The 6,366-nt window shown below is 59.2% G+C and carries 6 protein-coding genes and 1 pseudogene; 4 read left to right on the forward strand and 3 right to left on the reverse strand.

The features are described 5' to 3' along the window. The 3 genes from KVT39_RS35945 to KVT39_RS35955 all read right to left on the reverse strand — a co-directional run. Positions 1 to 486 (reverse strand): fumarylacetoacetate hydrolase family protein (locus tag KVT39_RS35945; protein ID WP_217591368.1); only part of this gene is annotated, 486 nt, incomplete at its 3' end. Positions 487 to 498: 12 nt separating this feature from the next. Next, positions 499 to 1,308 (reverse strand): 2-keto-4-pentenoate hydratase, encoded by an 810-nt coding sequence (locus tag KVT39_RS35950; RefSeq protein WP_217591369.1) that lies wholly within the window; start codon positions 1,306 to 1,308, stop codon positions 499 to 501. Beyond that, positions 1,305 to 2,114, reverse strand: coding sequence for an IclR family transcriptional regulator (locus tag KVT39_RS35955; protein WP_034182356.1), 810 nt, complete (start codon positions 2,112 to 2,114; stop codon positions 1,305 to 1,307). Before KVT39_RS35955 ends, KVT39_RS35950 begins: the two co-directional genes overlap by 4 nt. An 84-nt stretch (positions 2,115 to 2,198) precedes the next feature. Here KVT39_RS35955 and KVT39_RS35960 point away from each other — a divergent pair, with 84 nt between their 5' ends. From KVT39_RS35960 to KVT39_RS35975, 4 genes and pseudogenes are all read left to right on the forward strand, one after another. Next, entirely contained in the window at positions 2,199 to 3,632 is a 1,434-nt protein-coding gene (locus KVT39_RS35960) for an MFS transporter (RefSeq protein WP_034182595.1), read from the forward strand. Positions 3,633 to 3,776: 144 nt separating this feature from the next. Further along, positions 3,777 to 4,613 (forward strand): shikimate dehydrogenase, encoded by an 837-nt coding sequence (locus KVT39_RS35965; protein ID WP_034182357.1) that lies wholly within the window; start codon positions 3,777 to 3,779, stop codon positions 4,611 to 4,613. A 118-nt stretch (positions 4,614 to 4,731) separates the two neighbouring features. After that, positions 4,732 to 5,748 carry a Gfo/Idh/MocA family protein gene (locus KVT39_RS35970; protein WP_175749165.1) on the forward strand — a complete coding sequence of 339 codons (1,017 nt, stop codon included), beginning with the start codon at positions 4,732 to 4,734 and terminating at the stop codon, positions 5,746 to 5,748. Positions 5,749 to 5,917: 169 nt separating this feature from the next. Further along, a pseudogene (locus KVT39_RS35975) lies at positions 5,918 to 6,366 on the forward strand (fumarylacetoacetate hydrolase); the annotation flags it as partial.

Genomic DNA, 6,366 nt, shown 5'->3' on the forward strand with positions numbered 1-6,366 from the left:
CTGATACGCGCGTTCGGAATCATCATTCGCAAGGCAGTAACCCGCCACATGCTCCAGCGCATCGGCTTCGTCGATCTGCCACGCGGGTTTGCCGATCACTACGCCGAGTTCGACCTCCCAATCCAGCTTTTGCGCGTCTGCCGGCAAGATGAACGGGTCGTTCGGGCCGCTGATGGAGCCGGTATGCTTGTTGAACTCCACAGGTTCCCGTGGGATCGGCGTGTCCGATTCAGCAGCATGAGCGGAGTAGTTCAGACCAATGCACACGAGATTACGGACATTGCCGATGCACGCGCCGAGACGCGTGTCTGCTTCAACGACGGGCAGACGACCTAAATCGAGTTCGCTCAGCTTTGCAAGCGCGACTGGGGAGATAGTCGTTCCATCAATGTCATCCACGATGCCGGTCAGATCGCGGATCGCGCCGCTCGAATCGATAATACCCGGGTGCTCTTGGCCAGGCTGGCCGAAACGGACGAGACGCATCTAGTACTCCTATCAAGAGAAAAATGTAATCGGTAGTGTGCCGAGGTTACCGAAGCCCACACGTAGCTCGCAGCCGACTGGCAATTCCAGCACACCTGCGTAAGACCCGGTGATCACAGCCTGGCCCGCGTGCAGTCCGAGGCCGCGGACACGAAGAAAATTGGTGAGCCACACAATCGGCGCCAGCATGCTGCAATCAGGGTGGCGACCAGCGAACGTGATTGCTTCTTGCCCGACGCTGGCTAGACTGACGTCGAATTCGACGGGGAGATCGGCCAACGTCGCGCCCTCGATCGAATTAACCTGGGGTCCAATGACAAGACCGGCATTGAAGAGGCCGTCTGCCAGTAGTTCAGCGAACGTCAGCGTTTCGGGATGCGAATAACGACTGCCTAGCAATTCGAGCGCGAGGTGCGTGTGCCCAATTGCGTCGAGCACTTCAGCTTCGCTATAGGCTTCGCGCCGTGGGGGCAGGTCGCGGTTCAGCAGACAGGCCAGCTCCGGTTCCGCCCTCACAACGGCAAGCGGAGGTCCACTCAAGTGACATACATCGCCTCGATGAATATCAGCGTCATAGATCGGCGCGGCGATGACTTTGCCCGGCTGCGGAAGCGCGCATTTCCATGCGCCGATCCGCCCGCCTAGCTGATGGCTGACCTCTTGCTGGATTGCAAAACCGTCGTCCAGACTCGCAGGCAGCAATTCGACAGGCAGCCGCTCGACGAGCTCACCTTTGCGGCGCGCTGTCACAAGAATGCGTGCTGCCTGTTCACGTGGGCCGGCGATAGCCTCGGCAGCCTGTGTTGCGGCTGGCACGCTCATGCTGCCTCGATTACGTTGGCACCAACGCTTTGACGCGGCCATACCGCACCTAGCTTCGAAGCCGCTTCTTTCAACAGCGCATAGAAGTCGTCGTAACGCTCGGGCTGAACTCGCATTACCGGTCCAGCAATGCTCATCGTGCCGACCACCGTACCGTCGGTCAGCGACCTCACAGGCACCGCCAAAGCAGCAACGCCCGGTTCTGCTTCTTCTACGACAAGCCCGTAGCCGCGCTGCCTCGTCAATTCCAATGCAGGAATCAACTGCTCGATGCTGGTGATTGCCTTCGGCCCGCATGTGCTGGCGGCAGCTTTTCCGAGTCCGCCACGCAATGCACATTCGACCGCCTGGTCGTTTGTCATCGACGCTAGCCACACCTTCCCGTTCGCCGTTGCATGCAACGTAATCGGGCTATCCATGGACGGCGAATACATGAGACCCGGCGCCGCGCCTTGGGAGGACGCCAGCCACGCGAGTGTTCCCTCGCTGACGACCGTCAGCCTGACCAGTTCGCGGCACTGAGCCGCGACGTCATCGAGGATCGGCTGCACCAGGCCCGGTAAGCCAAGCCCATGCAAGTACCGCTGACCAAGCAAGGAAAGCTTCAAAGTCAGACGGTATTGCGAAGTGTGTTCGTCCTGTTCAGCCCAGCCCTGCTCGCACAACTGCGCAAGTACTCGATGGGCCGGTCCTTTCTCGAGCTCGAGTTCAGCGGCGATATCGGACATACGCATCCAGCGCGCCTCACGTGCGAGCAACTCGATCGCCTGAAGCGATCGGTCAACTGCTCCCTTGACAACTCTCATAATGTGAGTAACATCCTTCCTATTGGAACGGTGTTACAACAATAGACCGACAGCACCGGAAAGTCAATCACCATGGAGACAGGCATGAACGCACAAGCACCGGCTAAGCCCCACGGCAAGCGCCAGTCGAAGATCGCAGCAGCCAGTGGTTGGATCGGCTCAGCGCTCGAGTACTACGACTTTTTCATCTACGCGACCGCAGCGTCGTTGTTATTCCCGCAACTCTTCTTTCCGTCTCACAATCCAACGGTAGGCATCGTCGCATCGCTGGCGACCTTCGGTGTCGGCTATGTCGCCCGACCGATAGGAGCCATGGTGCTTGGCCACCTCGGCGACCGCCACGGCCGCAAGACGGTGCTGATCTTCTGCATGCTATTAATGGGGGTCGCAACGATGTGTGTGGGCCTTTTGCCCACCTACCAGCAGATCGGCATCTGGGCGCCGGTGCTGCTGGTCATCCTGCGGCTCATCCAGGGATTCGCGGTCGCGGGAGAGATGTCCGGTGCCAGCTCCATGATTCTTGAACATGCGCCGTTCGGACGGCGTGGATACTTTGCAAGCTTTACCCTCCAAGGAGTTCAGGCAGGGCAACTCCTCGCGGCAGGCGTCTTCTTGCCGCTCGCCCACTTCATGCCGAAGGATCAGTTTGCTTCCTGGGGTTGGCGCATTCCGTTCCTGCTGAGTATCGTCGTGATCATCGCGGGTTACATCATTCGCCGCCAGGTCGATGAGACCCCTGCTTTTTCTGAAGAACAGGCACACGGAGAAGTTTCTTCCTCTCCGGTCATCGAGGTCCTGCGCGAGAGTTGGGGCGATGTCTTGCGCGTTGTCGGCATGGCACTTGCCGCGGTCACCGCGCTCCTGGCGACTGTTTTCGGCGCGACCTATGCAGTCCAGCCGGCGTACGGTATTGGCTTTCCTGCTGCCGTCTATCTGTGGGTGCCGGTCCTCGGCAACCTTTGCTCCGTAATACTGATCCCCCTCGTCGGCAACCTCTCGGACAAGATTGGTCGCAGGCCGCCGGTTCTGGTCGGCGTTGTCAGCTCCGGGATCCTCTCCTTCGGCTACCTGTATGCCATCAGCATCCACAGTATTTGGCTCTCGCTGGTCTTTTCAGTGCTCATGTGGGGCGTCGCGTATCAAGGCTTCAACGGCGTGTTCCCGAGCCTCTTCCCCGAACTGTTCCGCACGCGCGTGCGTGTCTCCGGCATGGCGATCGGACAAAACGTAGGGACGACCTTGTGTGCGTTGCTGCCGTCGCTTTTCGTAGCAGTCGCGCCTCCGGGGGCCACCAACATCCCGCTGAAGATCGGTGTTCTCACATTCGGCATCTGTTTGGTTGCTGCGATTGCCGCATTCACCACTCGGGAAACGTACCGTATTCGCCTTGCCGATCTTGGAGACCGCAACGCGACTCCTGTACCGAAGGCAGAGTATGAACGCCTGCGCAGTGAAGCCATGTCCGCGACGAGCAAGGCCACCCATGAGCCCGAGTTTGCCAATAGCGCGCGCTCTTAAGCCGCCGCCAGTCGCTTGCACGGCGTTACCACTGCGTGGGCGCAACGCAAGTTGGACATCCCACGCAAACGTGCACTTCCGACGCGTACGCCGTAACGAATGTGCTCGAATTGACCGTCGTTTTACATTGAACATCAAGCCGCAATGCAACCACATATCTCGGGCACAACGCGACTCTATGGATTGGTAGGCGACCCGCTGAGCGCGGCGAAGTCGCCACAACTGTTGAACCGGCTGTTTGTCGAACAGCGAGCCGACGCGGTTTGCGTTCCTTTCTGGGTCAAGGAAGATAACCTGTTGGCCTTCGTCAGCGGTGCACGAGCGATGGGCAATCTGTCCGGCATGCTGGTCACAATGCCTTATAAGCAACGGATGCTCGCATTTGTCGACGAGCTGGATTCGACCGCTCGTCAGGTCGGCGCGCTCAACGTCATCCGCTGCGACACGGATGGACGCTGGGTCGGCGCGATATCCGATGGCGTCGGCTGCGTTCTCGGGATGCAGTGGGAAGGCAACCATCCGGCGAATAAGTCGGTGCTTCTCGTCGGCGCAGGAGGCGCCGGTAGAGCGATCGCATTTGCAGTCGCTTCCGCAGGCGCTGGCAAGCTGACCATCTCCGATGTCGATGAGCACCGCGCCAGGGATCTTGCGGCGGCTGTTGCCGCAGGAACGGGCTGTACTGCACGTTCAGGACCATCAGATCCGCATGGTTTCGAGGTTGTGATCAATGCCACCCCGCTCGGCATGAAAGCGAACGATGCCATGCCGGTTGATCCGCAGCGGCTCGCACCCGGCACCATCGTCGTAGACATCATTAATGCGCCCGAGCCGACGCCGCTCCTCCGAGCCGCGCAGGCACGTGGATGCCGTACCCAGGACGGCGGTCCAATGCATCAAGGACAGGCTTTGTACGCGCTGCGCTTCCTCGGGTTCGACTATTGCCCCGATGGCCGCTCAACAAGGGACGAGAGCCTGAAATGAACAGCGAGGCAAAAGCCGACGGTCGTGATGCGGAATTGCGAAATATGCCCGAAGCGACCAGTTGTTACCTGCGAATCCGGATTGAAAAATTCGTGGGAAATTGCGAAGGAGAACATGTATGAAAGTTGCCTTGTTGGAGGCCAGCCATTGGCATGTCCCGCTGTATCTTGATGCGCTCGACGCGCCCGGGATTGAGGTGGTTGCCCTGTCAGACGCGGAGCGAGTGAAGGGCGAGGCGATTGCGGCACGATTCGGAAGCAAGTTGTACTCATCGGCCTACGAGTTGCTTGAGCACGAGGAGGTCGATTTCGCGTTTGTGTTCGGGCGCCATTCCGAAATGCCGGCGCTCGCCGAGGCCGTAATCGCGCGGAACATTCCGTTCGCGTTAGAGAAGCCGTGCGGCGTCAACATGTCCCAAGTCAGCCGGCTTCGCACACTGGCCGAGAAAGCGAATCTTTACTGCGCGGTGCCGTTAATCTTCCGGATGAGCGAGTTGCTCGGCTCACTTGAAGAAGCGGAGGGGCGCATACCATCGGACTTTAACTACATGTCGTTTCGCTTCGTTGCCGGGCCGCCCAGTCGATACGAAGCCGCAGGCTCCGGTTGGGCAATCGATCCCGTATATTCCGGCGGCGGATCAACAATCAACTTGGCAACACACTTCATCGACTTGTTCAGGTTGCTCACAGGCAAGGAGGTTGCGCGTGTCTCCGCCGTCATGAACTCAAGGACGCATCGAGGTGCCATAGAAGACTATTCGCTGGTGACCCTGCAAACCGAAGACGGCGTGATCGGCTTGGTGGAGACGGGATACAGCTTTCCCAGTACCGTCGACGAGCAGCGCGAATTTTCTTTCACTCTTTCTTCGGACCGTATGTACGCGAAGTCCGGCCCGGACAGAATCGAGTTCCGCGACAGGAATCATCTTTCGGCAGGCACGCGAAGCCGCCGGCTCCAGCTTGAGACCGACGTCTATTACCCCGTGTTCGTCAAGCGTGTGCTCGCCGAAAGTCAGACCGGCGCAAAGCCGATCGCATCGTTGCGGGATGCGGAGCTGATGATGCAAGTCATGGACGCAGCCTACGCCTCGGCCCAACAGGGCGGAGTGTCTATTGAACTGGATCCCGTTTCCTAGTCGGAAATCTGTAGCGTAGGAAAAATGCGAGACAGCCGACATACATGCGCCGAGCGATCATCGTCAATCGCCGCAGCACGGGTATCGTCCACCGCTTCTAGCATCACCAGAGTTTCATCCTTATCGTGGCTACGATTGCCAGCACTTTCAATGCACATTGGATCCGTTCATGACCTCATATTCCAGCTATCTGCCTGACGATCTCGACGGTGCCCTGCTCGTTGGCCGCGTGTGGCGCCAAACGAAAAACGGCGCGGGACCGTGCGTCGTTGCTGTTCGCGGCGGGGAAGTATTCGATATCTCCTGCATCGCACCAACGGTGTCCGACCTTTTCGATCGCCAGGATCTGGTCGAACTCGTCCGGCAGGCTTCCGGCGAATCTCTGGGTCATGTCGGCAATCTGATCGAAGCCACCGTCGCCGCACAACGGCAAGAGGATCAACCCTACCTCCTGGCTCCCTGCGATCTGCAAGCCATCAAAGCCTGTGGCGTGACGTTCGCCGTTAGCCTCCTTGAACGCGTCATTGAAGAGCAGGCAGGCGGCGAACCTGCGAAGGCGGAGGAAGTACGCGCTGCGATCACGCGTCTGATCGGCACCGATCTGTCGAAGATCAAGCC

It is taken from the genome of Burkholderia sp. GbtcB21, from assembly GCF_019091065.1.
GTDB classification, from domain to species: domain Bacteria; phylum Pseudomonadota; class Gammaproteobacteria; order Burkholderiales; family Burkholderiaceae; genus Burkholderia; species Burkholderia pyrrocinia_C.